Origin of the sequence: Rhodococcus sp. NPDC060176, assembly GCF_042728675.1 — a bacterium.
GTDB lineage: Bacteria > Actinomycetota > Actinomycetes > Mycobacteriales > Mycobacteriaceae > Rhodococcus_F.
Genome location: NZ_JBHWYS010000003.1, coordinates 50,980 through 70,859 on the forward strand (window position 1 = coordinate 50,980; position 19,880 = coordinate 70,859).

Consider the following 19,880-nt stretch of genomic DNA (forward strand, 5'->3'; position numbering starts at 1 on the left):
CGGAACTCCTGAAGGAGCGAACCATGCATGTCGATTCTGTCCGAGTTGGCCTGTTTCAAGGTCCGCTCACCACACCGGACACCTTTGCGTCGGTGGAGTTCAACCTCGCTGCGATCGATACGGCAGCCCGTGAGGCTGCTGCGTCCGGTGCGAAGATCCTCCTGACGCCGGAGATGTCCGCAACCGGCTACGACATCGGCGAACTGGTGTCGCTGCGTGCGGAGCCGGCAGACGGCCCGATCTTCGATTCCGTCGCCGCGATTGCTCGCAGCGCGGGCATCGCAGTCGTCTACGGCTATCCCGAACTCGACGGGGGAGATGTCTACAACAGCGTGCAGGTGGTGGGCAGCGACGGCACTTCGCTTGCGCACTATCGCAAGACACACCTGTTCGGCACGCTCGACCGCGAGCACTTCCGGCCAGGTGAGACCTTGGTGGTCGGGTTCGACTTCGAGGGCATCCGCTGCGGATTGTTGATCTGCTACGACGTGGAATTTCCCGAAGCAGTTCGGGCACACGCCGACGCCGGAACCGAATGGCTGATCGTGCCGACGGGTTTGATGACTCCGTACGAACACATTGCGCAGCAGGTGGTTCCGGCCCGCGCATACGAAAGTCAGATGTTTCTCACCTACGTCAATCGCTGCGGTGCCGAAACCGACCTGACCTACTGCGGGCTCACGTGCGCCATCGCACCCGACGGTGCCGAGTTGGCGAGAGCCGGGGGTGGCCAGGAGTTGCTCTTCGCGGATCTTGCTGCCGCCACCGTCGCGCAATCGCGCACTCTCAATACGCATCTCGACGATCGACGCCTCGATCTGTATCCAGACCGTTCTGTCACAACTGTCTCCAAGGAGAACCGTAGATGACCATCCCAGTAGCTCCGGACAGTTCCTCGGAACCCGGCAAGCAGCCGCCGCTCACGATGTTCGGGCCGGATTTCCCGTTCCCGTACGACGATTACGTCTCCAGCCCGGCGGGGCTCGGCTCGGTGCCCGATCTGGCATTGGGTACCGAAGTTGCCGTGATCGGTGGCGGCCTCTCCGGCATGATCGCGGCCTACGAGTTGCTCAAAATCGGCCTCAAACCGATTGTCTACGAAGCCGATCAGATCGGTGGCCGGATGCGGTCGGTCGAGTTCGACGGGCACCCCGGAGTAGTCGCCGAGATGGGCGCAATGCGTTTCCCACCGTCGTCGACGACGTTGTTCCACTACCTGAACGAACTGGGGCTGCAGACCGAGGAGTTCCCCAATCCTCTTGCCGAGGTCACGCCCAGCACGGTCATCGACCTCAAGGGCGAGAGCCACTACGCGCACGCTCTCGAGGATCTGCCGCCGATCTACACCGAGGTGGCAAAGGCCTGGCAGCGCACTCTCGAAGAGCATGCGGATCTGATTCCGTTGCAGCAGGCCATTCGTGACCGTGACACCGCAGAGATCAAGCGGATCTGGAACGACCTCGTGGTGCGCTACGACGACCAGACCTTCTACGGATTCCTCGCCGCGTCGAAGCATTTCAAGTCCTTCCACATGCGGGAAGTGTTCGGGCAGGTCGGATTCGGTACGGGTGGTTGGGATACCGACTACCCCAACTCGATCCTCGAAATCCTTCGTGTGGTCATCACGGCCGCCGACGACGACCACCGCGGCATCGTGGGTGGATCGCAGCAGCTGCCGATGCGGTTGTGGAACCGCGCCCCGGCGCAGATGGCGCATTGGCCTGCCGGTACGACGGTCGCTTCGCTCAACGACGGCAAGACACGTCCCCGCGTCACCGAACTCCGGCGTACCGAGCCTGGCAACATCACCGTCACGGACTCCGACGGATTCATTCGCACCTACGCGAGTGCCGTTGTAACAGTGCAGAGTTGGATGCTGCTCAACAACATCAGGTGTGACGACGATCTGTTCCCGATCGACCACTGGACTGCGATCGAGCGCACTCACTACATGGGGTCGACCAAGGTGTTCGTACTCGTCGACCGCCCGTTCTGGAAGGACAAGGATCCCGTGACCGGCCGTGATTCGGTGTCGATGACACTGACGGACCGTATGAGTCGCGGCACGTACCTGCTCGATCAAGGCGAGGGCAAGCCTGGCCTGATCTGTTTGTCGTACACCTGGTCGGACGATTCGCTGAAGCTTCTGGCGCTCGACGCCACCGAGCGCATGAACATCATGCTGCGCTCTCTCGAAGAGATCTACCCCGGCGTGGACTTCCGCAGCCACATCATCTCGAGTCCGGTGACGCTCTCATGGGAAACCGAGCGCGACTTCATGGGTGCATTCAAGGCGAACCTTCCGGGGCACTACCGCTACCAGGAGCGCCTGTTCTCTCACTTCGTGCAGAATGATCTCGAACCGCGTCATCGCGGCATCTTCCTCGCCGGTGACGACGTGTCGTGGACTGCCGGCTGGGCCGAGGGCGCGATCCAGACCGCGATCAACGCGGTGTGGGGTGTCGTCAACCATCTCGGTGGCGCTGCGCCTACCGAGAATCCCGGACCCGGCGACGTGTTCGAGGAACTCGCTCCGATCAGGTTGGGCGACTGAGCTCACCGCAACTGCCGAAATGTCGTGCCCGATGGGGGTTTGTACTCCTATCGGGCACGACCTCTTTCCGGTGATCCACGCAACACTGGAAAGTGTTCGGATCCAATAATTTCCAGGAGGGTGTTCAATGGCGAGCACATCATCGGCGACCAAGACCGTAGCTGCAGAATCGAGACCGGCAGGCGGTGATCGACCCGGTGACCCGGCGCTCGAACTGGTCGCCGAACTGGCAGCAGCGGGCCAGCGACTCGTCTTCCGGCAGGGTGACGACCTGAGCAGTGGTGACCTGACCTGCGTGGTGCTGTGGCCGTCCGGAGAGCCCTCCCTCTCCGATCTGTGCGAGAACTTCGAATCCCTCGGACTCCGAGTGTCGACGCACCGCCCGATCCCGACCGTTCTGGGTTCGGCGCACTACTTCACCTTCGAGCCGAGCACTTTCGACGGTGGTGCGCTGGAGAAGATGGCGGACGCCTTCGAAGCCGTCATCGCCGGCCAGACCCGAATGGACGCCTTCTCCAGTCTGATCGGACGAGCAGACATCACGTGGCGCGACGCAGAGTTGCTGCGCGCTGCGTGCCGTTTCCTCGCTCAGGCTCGTATCGGGTTGTCCGAGAGCTACATCGTCGGAGTGTTGGCAGCGAAGCCACTCTTCGTACGACAGGCGATCGAACTCTTCACCGCGCGTTTCGATCCCACCGTTGCGGGGTCGCGTGAGACAGCCGTGGCTACCGCGGCATCGGCCATCGACGAATCAGTCGACGGTGCAGACACTCTGGACGAGGACCGCGTCTTGCGCGGCGTGCGTTCGTTCCTGCAGGCGACTCTGCGCACCAACTGGTACCTGCGTGGTGAGTCCGGCGACCCGTTGCCGTACGCGTCGTTCAAGATCGACTCACAGTTGCTCTCCACCCCACAGAAGACCGTTCCCTTCCGCGAGATCTACGTCAGCGCACCCAATGTCGAAGGCGTTCATCTGCGTAGTTCCTCCGTCGCCCGTGGCGGCCTGCGTTGGTCGGATCGATACGAGGACTACCGCACAGAGGCCCTGAGCCTCATGAAGACCCAGAGCGTGAAGAATTCCCCGATCGTTCCTTCTGGTGCCAAGGGCGCGTTCGTGGTTCGAGGCACGTCGTCACCGACCCCGGCGCAGGTGCAGGAGTCGTACAGCACCTTCATTCGCGGCTTGCTGGACGTGGTGGACAACATCGCCGACGGCGCAGCGGTACATCCGGCCGAAGTGATCGAGTACGACGGTGAAGACTCCTACCTGGTCGTGGCGGCCGACAAGGGGACTGCACGGTTCTCGGACGTCGCGAACGGCATCGCCGTCGAGCGTGGTTTCTGGCTCGGCGACGCTTTTGCTTCCGGCGGTTCGGCAGGGTACGACCACAAGGCGATGGGTATCACCGCTCGCGGCGCCTGGGTAGCGGTACGACGCCACTTCGCCGAGCGCGACCTCGACGTCGACACCGATCCGTTCACCGTCGCGGGCATCGGCGACATGTCCGGCGACGTGTTCGGCAACGGAATGTTGCTCTCGCACAAGATCCGTCTGGTCGCGGCATTCGATCACCGCCACATCTTCATCGACCCGAACCCCGACACCGAGACGACGTTCGCCGAGCGCGCTCGGCTCTTCACCGTGCCGCGCTCGTCCTGGGACGACTTCGATCGCACCGTGATGTCGCCTGGCGGTGGCGTCTGGCCGCGCAGCGCGAAGTCGATCCGCCTTCCGCTCGAGGCGCGTGCGGCCCTCGGCATCACCGAGGAGAAGCTGACCCCTCAGGAACTGATCCGAGCGATCCTGTGCGCTCCGGTGGACCTGTTGTGGAACGGCGGCGTCGGTACCTACGTGAAAGCGTCGACCGAAAGCAACGTCGACGCAGCTGATCCATCCAACGACGCAGTTCGCGTCAGCGCTGACGAGTTGCGTGCGACGGTGGTCGGTGAGGGCGGCAACCTCGGCTTCACCCAGCGTGCCCGCATCGAATATGCCGCTGGCGGTGGCCGAATCAACGCCGACTTCATCGACAACGCGGCCGGCGTGGCTACCTCGGACCGCGAGGTCAACATCAAGATCGCACTCGCAGCGTTGGACGCGACCTCGCGCAATGAACTGCTCGCGGCCGCTCAGGACGAGGTAGCCGCGTCGGTGCTCGAGGCCAGTGAAGATCAGACCCTCGCGATCAGCCTGGCCGAGCACCGCGCTCCCGCTCTGCTCGATCAGCACGAGCGGTTGATCGAGAACCTGGTCTCGGCGGGCGCGATGAAGCGTCTCGAAGAATCATTGCCGGACGCCAAAGCGCTGGCGGTCAGAGCCCGTGCCGGTCAGGGTTTGCTTCGGCCGGAACTTGCTGTGCTGGTGGCGCAATCGAAGAACGTGCTGACGGCGGAATTGGGGGCGTCGACCGTCCCGGACAATCAGATCTTCGCCGATCGCCTTCCTCAGTACTTCCCGCTCTCCGTCGTCGAGGCAGCACCGGACGCAGTCCGCGCACACCGGTTGGGCCGCGACATCATCATCACCTCGGTGGTCGACGAACTGGTCAACCGCGTCGGACCCGGCGTTCTGTTCCGGCTCGAGGAACACCTCGGAGTCCACAGTCCGGAAGCGGCTCTGGCCTACGCTGTGGTCAGCGAAGTGCTTGGCACAGAGGACCTTCGACGCGAAATCCTGAACTCCGATCTCAGTGCCACCGAACAGCTGAAGGCTCTCGATCGCTTGCAGCAGTTGTTGGAATCCGAGATGAGCTGGGTGTTGCGCCGCCCGGGTGCCGCAGGCCGGTTCACCGTGAACCCGCGCGCCGACATCGATCGATGGGCCGCTCCGGTGCGGGCGCTCATAGAAGGTTTGTCGGCAAGCGACCGTATCGAGGCGTCCTTCGGAGCGCTCGCCCTGGCAGACATTGCACTGCAGGAGAATACGACGGCCGCGGCCGCAGCTGCTATCTATCGGGACCTCTCCGACGCTCTCGATCTGGGCGAAGTTCTCGGTGGCGTCGACGTCGCCGTCGGTGCCTCGCATTGGGAGGTCATGGGCAGCGCCGCCGTCCATGCCAGGTTGACGGCGCGTTTTGCGGACCTCGTGTCCGGAGCCCTGGGTGAAGGTGTTTCGGACGTGGTCGAGCTGTGGACCGCCGCCAATCCACAAGCGGTGCGCCGGTTCACGGCTTTGATGTCGAGCGTGAGCCGCAGCGGAGCGCTGGACACAGCACGGCTCTGCACGGTCGACGCCGAACTCGAACTACTCGTTCGCGGTGCGTCCAGCTTCGCTTCGGTGTGTGCTGCGGAGCCTTCAGCGGCCCTCCCAGGCGAGTAGCGAGAGCAGTAGTTCAGCTCTGACCCTGGCCTGCCCGAGGTCGCATTGCAGCAGTTCCTCGATGCGTGCGATGCGGCCTCGGAGGGTGTGCCGGTGAACACCGAGTTCGGCTGCGGCCGACTCCCATTGGCCGTTCGCCTCGAGATAGGCGCGCAGTGACGCGACCAGTGCGGTTCCGTGTGCCTGGTCGTGTTCGGTCAGCACCGGGATGGTGTCCGCAGCCATGGCGATCAGTGCCTCCCGGGCAGGCTCGGACGCCAGAATCGTCGACCCGCTCAGAGCGTCGAACTCGAGAATGCGCGCCGTGGCCGTTGTGAGGTTGGCTGCGGCGCGGGCCTGAACGAGTGCGCGCGGTGCATCGAGAAGGCGGTGAGGGGTGCTGATTCCGGCGCGCACAGCTTTCGCCTCGGTGGGGGAGAGTTGCGCCAGTAGCGTTTTGGCTGTGTCGATGGTGTCGGTTCCACGAAGGAGTACGGTCAGCGCGCCGTCTTCGGATTGGGCGAACAGCGGGCGGCCTGCCCGGGCGAGAGCGTTGTCGAGTTCGCGAAGAACGGGTCCGAGGCCGGATCCGCGAACGTGGACTACACGAACGTTGCCGTGGGTGTCGCTTGCTTCGTCCAGATACGACGGCACGCCGTCCTCGGGAATTCGGCCGTCGAGCAGAAGCCCGAAAGCCATGGCATTGAGTCGGGTTCGCTCGGCCCGTAGCCGAACAGGCTTCTCGAGTTCGAGGGTGAGCAACGAGACGGCATGCCCGAGCAGCACTCTGTCGATGTTGCTCAGGGGCCCGGCGCCGGCCATGGCGAGGTATCCGTGCCAACTGTCGGTGACTCCGACAGGGGACAGTGTCAACGTCCGTTCGGGTGTGCTCTGCGAGATCGACGCCGGAGCGTTGGGATCGCGGGTGGTGGCCGCGACCGCGCGAACCTCGTTGATCAACGACTTCTGGTTTGCCGGGTGCACCGCGGTGATCCGATCTCCGACAAACGCCACCGAAGTTTTTGTGGCGGTAGCCAGTTCACGCACGATCGCAGAGACGCCACCGCGCAGCGCAACTCGGGTGATGCGTGTCTGTACTTCTGCGGCGCGCAGTACCGATTCGTATTCCTGCTGGCTCAGGCGAGTCATCACCGCGCGCGTGACGGCCGCGAAGGGGGTCGTGAACGGCACTTCCAGCAGGGGAAGTCCGCGACTGCGGGCGGCGGCAATCAGGTCTGCGGGCACACTCTCATGGGAAAGGCCGGTCCCGAAACCCAGAGCCGACACTTCTGCGGCGGCCAGACGGTCGATGTACTCGCTGTAGTCGGTGGCGTCGGCGCCCACCAGTGCCAGCCCGGTGGTGAGCACCAACTCACCGCCAGAAAGCCACGGTGTGGGGTCCGTCAGCTCTGTGGCCTGCGCAAACGTGACGGGATGGGTGGCGGCTGCTCGGTCGGTGAGCAGGGCCAGCGAGAGGTGTTTCTGGCGCAAGAGCCACGAGATCGGAACCGTCACCTGATCAAGGCTAGCTGTCGTTGCCGATATGGAGTAGCCCCGCAGCGTCAGGTATCCATTTCGGCAGTGCTTGCGGTGCTTCGCGCGTCGCATACTCGAATGCAATACACAACCGAGAGGGTGGTCACATGAGTGCAATCGAATACCGGCTTCCGCAGGAGCGTCGCATCGTCACGGAGTTCCCGGGCCCGCGCTCGGCTGCGCTCGCCGAACGTCGTAAGAAGGTCGTCGGCGCAGGCGTCGCATCCACCCTTCCGGTCTACGTCGCCGACGCAGACGGCGGAGTCATCGTCGACGTCGACGGCAACTCGCTGATCGACCTCGGTGCCGGTATTGCCGTGACCAGCGTCGGCGCCTCCAACCCGGCCGTCGTGTCCGCAGTTCAGGATCAGGTCGCGCACTTCACCCACACCTGTTTCATGGTCGCTCCGTACGAGGGCTACGTCGAGGTCGCCGAGCGTCTCGCCGAACTCACCCCCGGTGACCACGAGAAGCGTTCCGTGCTGTTCAACTCCGGCGCAGAAGCCGTCGAGAACGCCGTCAAGATCGCCCGTCACGCAACCGGTCGCGACGCAGTCGTCGTCTTCGACCACGCGTACCACGGCCGCACCAACCTCACGATGGCACTGACCTCGAAGTCCATGCCGTACAAGAGCGGCTTCGGTCCGTTCGCCCCCGAGGTCTACCGCGTCCCGATGTCCTACCCGTACCGCGAGGGCCTCAATGTCGACGGCTCCAAGATCACCGGTGAGCAGGCCGCACAGCGCGCCATCACGATGATCGAGAAGCAGGTCGGCGCCGCCAACACGGCCGCCATCCTCATCGAGCCCATTCAGGGCGAGGGCGGATTCATCGTTCCCGCAGAAGGATTCCTCCCGACGCTCGTCGCGTGGGCCAAGGAGAACGGCGTCGTCTTCATCGCCGACGAGGTTCAGGCAGGCTTCGCTCGTACCGGCGCCTGGTTCGCCAGCGATCACGAGGGCATCGTCCCCGACCTGGTCACGCTCGCCAAGGGCATCGCCGGCGGCATGCCGCTCGCCGCTGTCACGGGCCGCGCCGAGCTCATCGACGCCGTCCACCCCGGCGGCCTCGGTGGCACCTACGGCGGTAACCCCGTCGCCTGCGCCGCTGCATTGGCATCCATCGATCAGATGCGTGAGCTCGACCTCTGCGGCCGTGCGCGCACCATCGAATCGACCGTCGTCGGCCGAATGAACGCACTGGCAAAGGAACTCGACGTCATCGGTGACGTTCGCGGTCGCGGCGCCATGCTCGCCATCGAGCTGGTCAAGCCCGGTGGACAGGAGCCGGACGCCGACGTCACCAAGAAAATCGCCGCCGAGTGCCTCGCTGCCGGCGTCGTGATCCTCACCTGCGGTACCTACGGCAACGTCATCCGTCTGCTCCCTCCGCTGGTCATCTCCGAGGAGCTGCTCGACGACGCGTTGACCGTCCTCGAGACCGCCATCCGCTCTGCAGCACAGGGGAACTGACATGTCCAACGTCTCGGATCTTCTCGACTCGGTACCCCAGGGTCTCTGGCTCGGCGGCAAGCTCGTCCCGGCCGAGAAGACCTTTGCGGTCTACAACCCGGCAACGGGTGAGGAACTCGCCCAGGTAGCCGACGCCACCGCTGCCGACGGTATCCGCGCGCTCGACCTCGCCGCTGCGGCGCAGGAAGACTGGGCGGCTACTCCGGCACGTGTACGCGGCGAGATCCTGCGCACCGCCTTCGAATTGCTGCACGCCCGCGCCGAGGACTTTGCGCTGATGATGACCCTGGAAATGGGTAAGTCGTTGGCAGAGAGCCGCGGTGAGGTCAACTACGGCGGCGAATTCCTGCGCTGGTTCAGTGAGGAAGCAGTCCGCATCGGTGGCCGTTTCACGCAGGCTCCGGCCGGCAACGGTCGCATCCTGGTCACCAAGGAAGCCGTCGGACCGGTCCTCGCGATCACCCCGTGGAACTTCCCGCTCGCCATGGGCACGCGCAAGATCGGACCGGCGCTGGCTGCCGGTTGCACGATCATCGTCAAGCCCGCCGAGGACACGCCGCTGACCATGCAGCTCCTCGGTCAGGTGTTCGCCGACGCGGGTCTGCCCGACGGTGTGCTCTCGATTCTCCCGACGTCCGACGCGGCTTCCATCAGCGGACCGTTGATGGAAGATGCGCGTCTGCGCAAGGTCACCTTCACCGGCTCCACTGGCGTCGGAAAGTTGTTGGTGCGCAATGCTGCTGACAAGCTGCTCCGCACGTCGATGGAGCTCGGTGGCAATGCGCCGTTCATCGTCTTCGACGACGCCGACATCGACGCGGCTGTCGACGGCGCAATGCTCGCGAAGATGCGCAACGGCGGCGAGGCCTGCACCGCGGCCAACCGCATCTACGTCGCCAACTCGGTGCGTGAGGAGTTCACCGACAAGTTCACCGCCAAGGTTGCGGCCTTGAAGGTGGGCGCCGGTGACGCCGAGGGCACCAACATCGGACCGCTGATCAACACCAAGCAACTCGCAACCGTCACCGGACTCGTCGACGACGCCGTGTCCAAGGGTGCTCGCGTTCGCACCGGTGGATCGGCACCCGAAGGCCCCGGGTTCTTCTTCACCCCGACGGTCCTCGACCAGGTGCCCGCCGATGCGCGCCTGCTGAAGGAAGAGATCTTCGGACCCGTTGCGGCAGTGGTCGGTTTCGACACCGAAGACGAGGCGATCGCGGCTGCGAACAACACCGAGTACGGTCTCGTGGCGTACTTCTACACCCGCGACATCGACCGTGCGATGCGCGTCTCGGCCAAGCTGGACACCGGCATGGTAGGCGTCAATCGCGGCGCGATCTCCGATGCTGCCGCGCCGTTCGGTGGCGTCAAGGAATCGGGCTTCGGTCGTGAAGGCGGAACCGAGGGTATCGACGAGTACCTCGATACCAAGTACGTAGCGCTCTAACTTGCTGTGCGCCTTTATTAACCGCGGGCGGTTAATAAAGGCGCACAGTTGTCTATTGACCCAACGGAGTCGGGCGGTAGTACTTGCCCTCGTGGTAGAGCAGGGGCGCGGCAGCGGATTCGTCGTCTTCTTCGGCGTGAACCCGCGTGACGAGTCCGATGACCAGTGTGTGATCGCCGACGGGGATCAGCTGGTCGACCTTGACGCGCATCCAACTGGGGGTGCCGTGCAGAACCGGTTCCCCGGTGTCGAGTACCGCCCACAGCGACTCGTCTGCAAAACGCTGATCGGCGCTACGCGCAAAGCGCTGGGCCAGATGTTGCTGGTGTTCGCCGAGAAGGTGGATCACCAAGGACTCGGCGGCCTTGAGTGCGTTGATACTCGACGACGTCTCCGCGATGTTGAACGAGACGAGCGGCGGCTCGAGGGAGACGGACGAGAACGAGGTGGCGGTGAAACCCACCGGGCCGGTACCCGAATCGAGGGTCACGACGGTGACACCGGCGGGGTGGCGGCGAAGCGCTGCGCGGTAGTCGCCGGCGCAGATGCCGGTGGACAACTCGGGCGTCGCCGCTACTTCGGGGACGTCGGGGGTGGTGTGGCTGGAAACGGCATTCGGCTTGTCAGACAACGGGAACTCTCCGGCTGGAACTCGAGGTGTGCGGTGTGGTCGAGGTGACTGCGCTCGGCATACACAGACATGCGTCGGTGCGGCACAGATCTACGTGCCGTCGTCGCCAGTGGTTGCCGGCCGGGGTCCTGGTTGCAGTGCACATGGTGCGTCCAACTATAGGTGGACGCACGTACGAGTGGTTTCGGACCGGGTTGGCTGAAGTGCTTCAGTCCATGTCGACGGCGAGGCCGGCGGTGATTCGGAGGAGTTCGGAGTACGTCGTGCGAAAGACCGTGTTGGGGTGCCCGGCGGCTGCCCACAATTCGGGGTACTGCTCGAGGGCAGTATCGATGTACGTGGGCAGATTGGTGGGATGCCCGAGCGGAGCGACCCCACCGATCGGCTGGCCCGTCGCGGACTTCGCCATTTCCAGCGGCGCCCGCGTGAGTTTGCCTTCGAGGCGTTCACCGGTGGCCTTCAGGTTGACCTGATGTGCGCCGGAGACCAGCAGCAGGACCGGATCGTCGTCGAGAAGGAACACCAGTGACTTGGTGATCGCGCCTACCTCCACCCCCACGGCCGCCGCTGCCTCGGCCGCGGTGTGCGTGGCGTCGGGCTGCGTGACGATGACGCCGTGGTGACCCCGCGAGATCAGTGTTTCGGCGACGTGCGAGGCGTTGGGGTGGAGGAGGCTCGTCATGAGTTCAGACTAGGACTAGTCGGCGTTCGCCACAGCTGGAGTCGGCGTCGTGTCGGTGGACTTTCGGTTACGACGGATCGTGAAGCCGAACAGCATGACCGCACCGATCAGCGCGTACAGGAAGAGCGTCAGGGCAGGCTGGCCGACGCCGACGTTGTTGAAGTAGACGATGCTCCGGACGCCCTCGGTGCCGGCGCCGGGTGTGATCCATCGGCCGATGGCGGCGTAGAACGAGGGAATCACGTTGGAGCCGAATGCGCCTCCCGCACTGGGATTGCCGAGGATCACGAAGACGGCGATAGCCAGCGGGACTGCCAGAACGCCGATGGCGGCGCGCAATCCGAGTGTGAACATGGCGGTGCCGAACACCACGGCTGTTCCCAGGATCCAGAGCGGGAACCAGTGGCCGGCGAAGGTTCCGAGTACGTGCGAGGTGATGAGGGCGCCGAGGGCTCCCGATATGACCGAGTAGATCGCGATCACGCCCGTGTGTGCGCTTGCCTGGCGGAGCGTCTTCGGCGCACCGATGAACAGTCCGATGGCTGCCGCGAGGAGGTAGCCGCCGACGACCCAGCCGACCGAAAGGTAGAAGCCGGAGAGGCCGCGGTTGTCGTGCGCTCCGACGGGGATCTCGTCGCGGACGACGAACTGTCGGTCCTGCGTTGCCTCGACCTTCGTGAACACCGCTTCGAGTGACGTCGCGATGGAGCTGCCGCCCGCGCTCGCGGTGATCAGGGTGTCCGGTCCGGCCGGGTTGATGACAAACGCGCCCTGGATCTCTCGGTCGTTGATCATGCGGCGAGCGGTCGCCGTGCTGTCGACCACCTGAGCGTCGAGCGGGCTGCCGTCGATGGCGTTGAGTTTGTCGGCGATCTGCTGATCCATGCCGTCGGGTATGCCCTGATCGGCGATGACCGCGATTTCGATGTCTCGCGGAGTCGGCTGATGGAAGGCGGCGACGTAGCTGAGGATGAAGCCCATCTGCAGCAGGAGCACGCCGACGAACAACGCGGCCATCACCTTGGGTGCGCCGTACTTCACGAGCAGATTGTCGTGGTGGTGTTCGTCGTGGGTGGAGCTGTTGTCTGGTGCGGCGTGTGCTGGATGCGTAGTGGTCACGAAAGAGTCCTGATCTTGTCGAAAGTAAAGAGCTTGTCAATACCCGAGGTATTGAATACTCTAGGTATCGTGACTGAATCTCGTCAACCGGACTGGACTCCGGTAACCCGCCCCGGACGTGACGTGGTGCGGCAAAGACTGCTCGACGCTGCGGCGGAAGAGTTTGCGGAGCGCGGATTCAGTGCTGCACGTCTCACTGAAGTCGCTCGCCGAGCGGGCTTCACCAAGGGGGCTGTCTACTCCAACTTCGAGTCGAAACAGGATCTGTTCGCCGAACTGTTTGCGCAACGGTCTCTCGAACTGGCCGGCCGCGTACTCGCCGAGATTGCCGGCATGAACCCGGCGGATGCGGCGGGCAAAGGCGGCGAGGCAATTGCAACGTGGATGGTCGACGATCCGGGGTGGTCACTGCTCGTCCTCGAATTCGGAGTCCTCGCCGGGCGTGATCCGCAGATCGCTCAGGCGTACTTACGTGAGCGTCGCCACTTGCGCAGTCAACTCGTGGAGTTGATCGGCGAACGTGCCCGTGAATGGGGGGTGGACGATTCCTTCGACGTGCGGACAACCGCAATCTCGTTGATGGCCTTGATATCCGGGCTCGTTCTCGAGCACTCGGTGGATCCGGAAGAGGTTGATCAGAGTGTCATGGGTGCCGCCGTGACGGCACTCTTCGCCGGCGCCGTCGCACGGGCAGGATTGTCCGCCGTCTGAGTTGCTCGGTTGACAGGCAACAGATTTGAGAACTACCCTCTGGGTGCAGTACCTCGTTAGGTGAGGCTTCTGCACGAACACAGGCCACTGATCTCACGACGTCGAGAGACGCCCAAGGTTAGGACAGATCTCCCCGGCTTAAGGGGTGATCCAAAGTGGCTTCCCGGTTTGGATCGGGACACGTCGTGCAGTGCCAAAACTCGGACGTGGAGGTGTTTTCGCAGCTTGATGCCGGTTTCTTCCGGCGAAGGCGAGAGTACGTCGATATTCGGTTCTCCTGGCGTGTGCTGTGCGCATGCAATCGTGTGGCGTCAACGGACGCCCCGACCTTTCAGGAGGTGACCATCGTGGACGACCCGCCGAGTCGATATTCGACCCATCCTTCTGTTCTTGCCGACGATGCTCACCCCGGTCTTTTGCTCTTCAGTCACTGACTCTTTGCATCCTCGGCTTCATCTGCGCGGCTTTGCCGCGTCCGCTGACGACTTCCATTGTCGCTCAGCGCATTCTGCTGCCCTCATGCACTGACGTGGTCTGATGCGTTCGGGCAGCCGAGGAGATTCGTCATGTCATTTTCCGTTCTCGCATTGCGGCCACGGCCCACGAGAAACAGTGCACAACAAACACATTCAACAGTCCTGGCAAAGGAAAGCGCACAGGAATTGGTCGACTACTCGGCCTCGGACACGCGCACCGTCCTCGCGGATCTGACCACGACGGCCAACGGCCTTCGCGACGATCAGATCGACGATCTTCGTCGGCAATACGGGCGCAACGACGTCCGCCACGACCGCCCGGCGCCGGCAATCGTGCAGTTCGCGGGGGCCTTCAAGAACCCGTTCATCCTGATCCTGGTATTCCTCGCCCTGATCATGGTCGGGACGGACGTGGTGTGGGCGGACCCGGAAGACGGACCTTCCTACGAGGGCATCATCACTCTCGGGTTGATGATCTTTGTCAGTGTCTCACTGAGGTTCTGGCAGGAATATCGCTCGAGCCGCGCCGCCGAGGCGCTCAAGGCGATGGTGACGACAACAGTCGCGGCCACCCGCAAGATCAACAACACCGTGGTCACGGCTGAGATTCCGATCGAGCAGTTACTGCCAGGTGATGTAGTCCAGCTTGCCGCCGGCGACATGATCCCGGCCGATGTCCGCATCATCCGGGCCAAGGATCTACAGGTCAATCAGTCCATGCTCAGCGGTGAATCGATGCCGGCCGAGAAGTCTGCGGAACCATCCTCGGGGATCGACGTCGATCGACTGCTCGAAGCCGAGAACATCGGGTTCATGGGTACTTCCGTCGTGTCGGGCAGCGGCACCGCCGTTGCGGTGCACACCGGCAAGCGAACCTACTTCGGTGCCATGACAGCACAATTGGCGTCCAAGCGACCCGAAACCAGCTTCGACGTCGGGGTGCGCAGCGTCAGCTACCTGCTGATCAAGTTCATGCTGATCATGGTTCCCGCGGTGTTCATCATCAACGGACTGACCAAGGACTGGAGCCAAGCACTACTCTTCGGCGTCGCCACCGCCGTGGGGTTGACTCCGGAAATGTTGCCGCTCATCGTGACGGCGAACCTGGCCAAGGGTGCGCTCCACATGTCGCGCAAGAAGGTGATCGTCAAGCAGATCAACGCGATTCAGAACTTCGGTGCCATGGACGTTCTGTGCACGGACAAGACCGGAACTCTCACCGAGGACCGCATCGTTCTCGGTGAGCATCTTGATACTGCCGGACGTAAGTCCGAGGACGTATTGCGGCTAGCGGCGGTCAATTCCGTGAATCAGACCGGATTGCGCAGTCTTCTCGACGACGCGGTGATCGAGGCCGCCGGTCCCGGAGTGGTCGAGGAGATCTCGCGTCGCCACGGGTTGGTGGACGAGATTCCCTTCGACTTCAAGCGCCGTCGACTCTCCGTGGTGGTCGACCACGGAGACGCCGATCTGATCGTCACCAAAGGTGCAGTGGAAGAGCTCCTTTCGGTCTGTGAATCGGTGGAACTGGACGGGGTGACCCACCAATTGACACCGGGATGGCTGGCCCGAGTCGACCGTCTGGTCGCGGAGCTGAACGGTCAAGGCAAGCGAGTGCTTGCGGTGGCAACAAAGACGGTCGTCGAAGAGCAGCGCCGCGAGTACTCGACGGCCGACGAAGAGGGCATGACCCTGGTCGGGCTGCTCGCGTTCCTCGACCCGCCGAAGGAATCTGCGGCCGGGGCGATCGAAGCCCTCGCGAGCCACGGAGTCGCGGTCAAGGTAGTGACGGGTGACAACGAACTGGTCGCCGAAACCGTCTGCGGCAAAGTCGGTATCGACGTGGGAACTGTTGTATCCGGCGCCGAGATCGAAGCGTTGAGCGACGACGCCCTCGACGAGTTGGTGCAGCGGACAACCGTCTTCGCGAAGACGGATCCGATGCAGAAGGCACGTATTGTCGAATCGCTGCGCCGGGTCGGCCACACGGTTGGTTTCCTCGGTGACGGCGTCAACGACGCACCCGCACTGCGGGCCGCGGACGTCGGCATCTCCGTCGACACGGCGGCGGACATCGCCCGCGAATCCGCGGACATCATCTTGCTGGAGAAGGACCTCGGCGTACTCGAACAAGGAGTCATCGAAGGGCGTCGTACCTTCGGAAACATCCAGAAGTACATCAAGATGACCGCGTCATCGAACTTCGGGAACGTCTTCTCGGTACTCGTCGCCAGCGCCTTGCTGCCGTTCATCCCCATGATTCCCGTAGTTCTGTTGTTGCAGAATCTGATCTACGATCTCTCGATGCTCACGATCCCGTGGGACCGAGTCGACGACGACTTCCTCGCGAAGCCCCGTAAGTGGGAGACCAAGAGCCTGCGCCGGTTCATGGTGTTCATCGGCCCGATCAGTTCGATCTTCGACATCTCGACGTTTGCGCTGATGTGGTTCGTGTTCGCTGCCAACTCTCCCGAGCACGCAGCCCTGTTCCAATCGGGTTGGTTCATCGAGTCATTGATCTCGCAGACGCTGATCGTTCACATGATCCGCACCCGCAAGATCCCGTTCATCCAGTCGCGTGCATCGCTGCCGGTACTGCTCAGCACGGGCGCCGCCTGCGTCTTCGCGCTGGTGTTCCCGTTCACGTCCTGGGGTCATTCCCTCGGGTTGGTTTCACTGCCGTGGAACTACTTCCCGTGGCTGGTCCTCACTCTCGCGGCATACTGCGTCGTCACGCAGGTGGCCAAGGGAATGTTCATCCGTCGATTCGCGACCTGGCTCTAGGAGTTCACCGTGGAAATTCACGTCATCCTTGTGCGGATTGCGCTCGGGCTCGTCCTCGGCGCTGCCGTGGGGATCGAAAGGCAATGGCGCGCAAGGATGGCGGGTCTGCGAACCAACGCGTTGGTGAGCTTGGGTGCGACACTCTTCGTCATCATGGGCGCGTACGGGTTTCAGGGTCCGGACGCTGATCCGACGCGCGTCGCAGCGCAGATCGTCTCGGGGATCGGCTTCCTCGGTGCCGGGGTGATCATGAAGCAGGGGGCCTCGGTCACCGGCCTGAACACCGCCGCCACCTTGTGGGCCACGGCCGCCGTCGGCGCGCTGGCAGGCGGCGGAATGTACTGGGTGGCGGTGTTCGGTGCCGGCGCAATCATGTTGGCGAACACGCTGTTGAGGCCGTTGGGTCGGATGATGGATCACCAGCCTGCCCGCACCGGTCGCGAGGAACCGCCGGCGGACTATACCTTCGAGGTGACCTGCCACGGCGACGCCGAAGCCCACATCAGAGGTCTTACCGTGCAGTCCATTTCGAGGCCGGAGTTCCAACTGCGGTCAGTGCAGTCCTTCGATATCCCGGACAGCGACCGCGTGCGGGTGGTGGCCGAACTGGCTGCCGCCGAGCGTGACGACGGACTCCTGGAATCCGCCGTCAGCCGGTTGAGTCTGGAACCGTTGGTGACTCACGTTCGGTGGGAGGTGGAACCGTCGAAGTAGTTTCGCAGGCCAGTTAGCGCGCATGTTCCTGCGGCGCAAGAGAGTTCCCCGGTGCGATGTTCGCGCAGTTGGACGGTGCAGGCTTACCGTTCAATCGGTCGTCGACCCAAGCGAGCGCACCGGGGAGCCAGAGCATGGCGCCGAGGAAGTGGCTGATGGTGTCGTACTGGTCGTACTGAATCGCCAGGCCGGCGTCGCAGTACTTGCGTGCGAGGCTGCGGACGTCGCCCGTGATCATGACGCCGTCTCCTGCTCCGACGCCGGGGCCGCCGGGTTGGGTGCCCTCGATGGTGCCGTTGGCTGCTTGCGCGATGAACATCGGAATGGTCGGTATCGCCGCGGTGCCCATGTTGATCTTGTTCACGACATCGACGTACTCGGGAACCGTATTGGGATCGGCGTACTCGGGTTTGACCAGATCCTGCCAGGTCAGTCCGGGATACTGCGCCAGCACATTGCCGATGGACGCGTCTTCGAGTCGAGCCATGACGTCGCGTCCACGGTCGCTGAGATACTTCCCGAAATCGATGTCGTACGAACGCGCAACGCCGACGACTGCCATGCCGACAACGCCGCCCCACCCGATGCTTCCGCTTGCGTAGCGAAGGTTGTTGGCCGGATTGACCAGCACGCCGCCCTGCGCGGCGCCGATCAAGTTGTCGTTGATCTCCGGTGCATACGCGGGAGCGAGGATCGAAGCCCAGTTGGTGGCGATGGCTCCGCCGGAGTACCCCATCAGCGCGATCTCGGCGTCGTCGGTGATTCCGGTTTCCGGGACATCTCGAGCGGCACGCAGAGCGTCGAGCGTCATCATCCCGTATTCGGGTCCGGCAGCGAAGTTCGCATCCGGGCCCTCGGTGTCCGGGACGACGATCGTGTAGCCCAGTGCGAAGAGCGGCCCGAACAGAGCCGCTTCGATGCTCGTGAAGGTTCCGCCGATGTTGAAGTTGCGCCCGCTGGGAGTCCAGTCACCGATCGGGGTGTTACCCGCGATGGCCCGCGACGGACTGTCGTCGGGGTTCAGCGAATCGTAAAAAGACTGGTACGAAACAACTTTGTTCGGTTGGGCGTTGGCCGGGCGCAAGATCGAAGTGACGTTGGCGGACGGCTGGCCGAGGGCATCGGTCGAGCGATAGAGAACCTGGACTGCCTGTATCGGGGTCGGGATGTTGAGCACGGTGTACGGCACGGTGCGGGTCTCGAGGACTGCACCCGGGGCATACGACGAGAGGGGTGCCGCGCCGTCGTAGCTGTAGAAACCGTCGTCGGGGGACTTGGCAAGGGCTGGCTGCGCGAGCGCTACCGGTACGCCGACGCCTGTCAGCGCAAGCGCGAGTACTCCGACAACTGTGCGAGATAAGACCCTTGACGACATACTCGTCCTCCACATTGGTGTGCCACGCCCCACCCTGAGATCGCGGTGTGACGACCACCATATATTACTCGCGGGTAATGTGGGGATCGGTCAGATCGGGCGCCGTCTCGAGGTCTCGCCGCAGGAAGATCTCGGAGGATTCACCCGGGAGTAACAAGACTCCGGCGTCGGTGTATCCCATTGCGCGATAGAAGTTCTGGGCTGATTCGTCGGAGAGGGTGGAGGTGAGAACCTGCGAGTGTCCCGTACGGCTCATCAGTTTTTCCCAATATGTGACCAAGGCGCGCCCTGCGCCCTGGCTGCGCTTAGAAGACAGGACGGTCAGCATGTTCATGAACGGAATTTCGTCCCAGAACAAGCCCCAGCGCAGCCACCCGACCGCTTCGCCATTGTGCTCGGCAAGGAGTACCCGACCGCGTTGGACGACGGACGTGAGTTCCTCGGCTGCGACGTGCGAGTCATGCTCACGTAAGAACGGCAAGTCTGTCTGTGCTGCGACGCGAATGTTCACCACACAAGTCAGTATCGCCGTTCAGTCGGCGACGGCGACCTTCGGCTTCGACAAGTAGACAACTCCGGGGATGTGGTTGGGGTCCGTCGGCAACTGCACGTAACCCGCCCGGGAGTACAGGCGAATGTTTCGGACGCTCCTACTTCCCGTGAACAACTCGAAACTGGTGATGTGCGCCGGAGCATTCTGTTCCACGTGCTGCAGGAGGCGCCGGCCGAGGCCGTTACCCGCCGAGTCCGGTGCCACCATGAGACGCCCTATCTGCCAAGCGGTCCCGTCCGCTGTGCCTCGAACGGCCCCGACGAGCCTGCCGCTGCGTCGTGCGGTCCAGACGGTCGACTCCTGAACCCAGGCCCGGACCGTGGGAAGGTCCTCGTGGAGTGGGGGAATGTCCATGCTGTTGTTGGAGATTGCCTCCGAAACCCAGCAACAGCGTTGTAGAACAAGGATTTCCGCGGCGTCCTCGTCGGTTGCGCGTTCTATGACTATCTCGTCCATGGTTTCCTTTACGAATCGGTTCTTCGCACCCGCAGGGCAATTGTTCAGCCGCAGGCTGAATGTGGCGCGCGG

Annotated in this window: 15 protein-coding genes and 1 riboswitch; of the genes, 8 read left to right on the plus strand and 7 right to left on the minus strand. The window is 63.4% G+C overall.

What is annotated here, in order from left to right:
- Nucleotides 1-23: 23 nt before the first annotated feature.
- From ACFWEM_RS15140 to ACFWEM_RS15150, 3 genes are all read left to right on the plus strand, one after another.
- Nucleotides 24-869: a carbon-nitrogen hydrolase family protein gene (locus tag ACFWEM_RS15140; protein ID WP_378534709.1), complete on the plus strand. Its 846-nt coding sequence runs from the start codon at nucleotides 24-26 to the stop codon at nucleotides 867-869.
- Complete coding sequence (locus tag ACFWEM_RS15145; RefSeq protein WP_378534711.1) at nucleotides 866-2,554, plus strand: flavin monoamine oxidase family protein; 1,689 nt, start codon at nucleotides 866-868, stop codon at nucleotides 2,552-2,554. Before ACFWEM_RS15140 ends, ACFWEM_RS15145 begins: the two co-directional genes overlap by 4 nt.
- Nucleotides 2,555-2,681: 127 nt before the next feature.
- Nucleotides 2,682-5,873 (plus strand): NAD-glutamate dehydrogenase domain-containing protein, encoded by a 3,192-nt coding sequence (locus ACFWEM_RS15150; protein ID WP_378534713.1) that lies wholly within the window; start codon nucleotides 2,682-2,684, stop codon nucleotides 5,871-5,873.
- On the opposite strand, the gene ACFWEM_RS15155 is transcribed toward ACFWEM_RS15150, so the two are convergent.
- The gene (locus ACFWEM_RS15155) at nucleotides 5,850-7,367 is read right to left on the minus strand and encodes a PucR family transcriptional regulator (protein ID WP_378534715.1); all 1,518 of its coding nucleotides are present in this window, start codon (nucleotides 7,365-7,367) and stop codon (nucleotides 5,850-5,852) included. The two genes, ACFWEM_RS15150 and ACFWEM_RS15155, sit on opposite strands and share 24 nt — an antisense overlap.
- Before the next feature lie 128 nt (nucleotides 7,368-7,495).
- Between ACFWEM_RS15155 and gabT the strand changes: the two genes are divergently transcribed.
- Complete coding sequence (gene gabT / locus ACFWEM_RS15160; RefSeq protein WP_378534717.1) at nucleotides 7,496-8,860, plus strand: 4-aminobutyrate--2-oxoglutarate transaminase; 1,365 nt, start codon at nucleotides 7,496-7,498, stop codon at nucleotides 8,858-8,860.
- A 1-nt stretch (nucleotide 8,861) separates the two neighbouring features.
- A complete protein-coding gene (locus ACFWEM_RS15165; protein ID WP_378448105.1) occupies nucleotides 8,862-10,307 on the plus strand; it encodes an NAD-dependent succinate-semialdehyde dehydrogenase in 1,446 nt (481 codons plus the stop codon).
- Nucleotides 10,308-10,359: 52 nt separating this feature from the next.
- Here ACFWEM_RS15165 and dszD read toward each other — a convergent pair whose 3' ends face one another.
- The 3 genes from dszD to ACFWEM_RS15180 all read right to left on the minus strand — a co-directional run bounded on the left by dszD (nucleotide 10,360) and on the right by ACFWEM_RS15180 (nucleotide 12,739).
- Nucleotides 10,360-10,938 carry an NADH:FMN oxidoreductase DszD gene (dszD, locus tag ACFWEM_RS15170; protein WP_003941189.1) on the minus strand — a complete coding sequence of 193 codons (579 nt, stop codon included), beginning with the start codon at nucleotides 10,936-10,938 and terminating at the stop codon, nucleotides 10,360-10,362.
- Nucleotides 10,939-11,146: 208 nt separating this feature from the next.
- Nucleotides 11,147-11,620 carry a YbaK/EbsC family protein gene (locus ACFWEM_RS15175; RefSeq protein ID WP_003941167.1) on the minus strand — a complete coding sequence of 158 codons (474 nt, stop codon included), beginning with the start codon at nucleotides 11,618-11,620 and terminating at the stop codon, nucleotides 11,147-11,149.
- Between the two features lie 15 nt (nucleotides 11,621-11,635).
- Complete coding sequence (locus tag ACFWEM_RS15180; protein WP_378534719.1) at nucleotides 11,636-12,739, minus strand: hypothetical protein; 1,104 nt, start codon at nucleotides 12,737-12,739, stop codon at nucleotides 11,636-11,638.
- Between the two features lie 126 nt (nucleotides 12,740-12,865).
- On the opposite strand from ACFWEM_RS15180, the gene ACFWEM_RS15185 reads away from it, so the two are divergent.
- The 3 genes from ACFWEM_RS15185 to ACFWEM_RS15195 all read left to right on the plus strand — a co-directional run bounded on the left by ACFWEM_RS15185 (nucleotide 12,866) and on the right by ACFWEM_RS15195 (nucleotide 17,424).
- Nucleotides 12,866-13,450, plus strand: coding sequence for a TetR/AcrR family transcriptional regulator (locus ACFWEM_RS15185; protein WP_039972784.1), 585 nt, complete (start codon nucleotides 12,866-12,868; stop codon nucleotides 13,448-13,450).
- A 45-nt stretch (nucleotides 13,451-13,495) separates the two neighbouring features.
- A riboswitch (M-box (ykoK) riboswitch) is annotated at nucleotides 13,496-13,669 on the plus strand.
- A gap of 347 nt (nucleotides 13,670-14,016) precedes the next feature.
- Entirely contained in the window at nucleotides 14,017-16,710 is a 2,694-nt protein-coding gene (gene mgtA, locus ACFWEM_RS15190; protein ID WP_378534721.1) for a magnesium-translocating P-type ATPase, read from the plus strand.
- 9 nt (nucleotides 16,711-16,719) lie between these two features.
- Nucleotides 16,720-17,424 carry an MgtC/SapB family protein gene (locus ACFWEM_RS15195; protein ID WP_003941187.1) on the plus strand — a complete coding sequence of 235 codons (705 nt, stop codon included), beginning with the start codon at nucleotides 16,720-16,722 and terminating at the stop codon, nucleotides 17,422-17,424.
- Between the two features lie 13 nt (nucleotides 17,425-17,437).
- On the opposite strand, the gene ACFWEM_RS15200 is transcribed toward ACFWEM_RS15195, so the two are convergent.
- The 3 genes from ACFWEM_RS15200 to ACFWEM_RS15210 form a co-directional block, all read right to left on the minus strand.
- Nucleotides 17,438-18,799, minus strand: a complete 1,362-nt coding sequence (locus ACFWEM_RS15200; protein ID WP_378534723.1) for a lipase family protein — start codon at nucleotides 18,797-18,799, stop codon at nucleotides 17,438-17,440.
- A gap of 64 nt (nucleotides 18,800-18,863) precedes the next feature.
- Complete coding sequence (locus tag ACFWEM_RS15205; protein ID WP_378534725.1) at nucleotides 18,864-19,313, minus strand: GNAT family N-acetyltransferase; 450 nt, start codon at nucleotides 19,311-19,313, stop codon at nucleotides 18,864-18,866.
- Between the two features lie 18 nt (nucleotides 19,314-19,331).
- Complete coding sequence (locus ACFWEM_RS15210; protein WP_378534728.1) at nucleotides 19,332-19,808, minus strand: GNAT family N-acetyltransferase; 477 nt, start codon at nucleotides 19,806-19,808, stop codon at nucleotides 19,332-19,334.
- Nucleotides 19,809-19,880: the final 72 nt, after the last annotated feature.